Below are 491 nucleotides of genomic sequence, written 5' to 3'. Positions count from 1 at the left end.
GGTCATGGCCCGGCAGCTGATCCTCAGGAACATCGATCTTTCGGTGCCCAAGGGGTCGTTCGTTTCCCTTATCGGCCCTTCCGGCTGCGGCAAGAGCACCTTGCTCAAGGTGCTGGCCGGACTGGTGCAGCCGACCCAGGGCAGCGTTTCGATCGCCGGGCTCGCGCCGACCGAGGCGGCGCGCAAGCGGATGATCGGCCTCGTCTTCCAGGACGCCAACCTGCTCCCCTGGAAAAACGCCGTCGACAATGCCTCGATGCTGCTCAGCATCGCCGACAAGTCGCTGTCGCGCTCGGATCTGCGGGCGCGCGGGCAGGAGATGCTGGAGCTGGTGGGGCTGGGCGACAGCGCCCACAAGCGGCCAAACGAGCTGTCGGGCGGCATGCGGCAGCGGGTCGCCATTGCACGGGCCCTGGCGCTCGATCCCGCAGTCCTGCTGATGGACGAACCGTTCGGCGCGCTCGATGCCATCACCCGCGATTCGATGGGCC

Annotated in this window: 1 protein-coding gene; it reads left to right on the top strand. The window is 67.6% G+C overall.

Annotated features, from left to right (window positions below):
• Nucleotides 1-491 (top strand): ATP-binding cassette domain-containing protein (locus EN749_RS37045; protein ID WP_128365149.1); only part of this gene is annotated, 491 nt, incomplete at both ends.

This window comes from Mesorhizobium sp. M7A.F.Ca.ET.027.02.1.1, assembly GCF_004022985.1.
Lineage (GTDB): Bacteria > Pseudomonadota > Alphaproteobacteria > Rhizobiales > Rhizobiaceae > Mesorhizobium.
The sequence above is the reverse complement of the archived record's forward strand: the minus strand, read 5'-3'. Positions and strand labels throughout refer to the sequence as shown.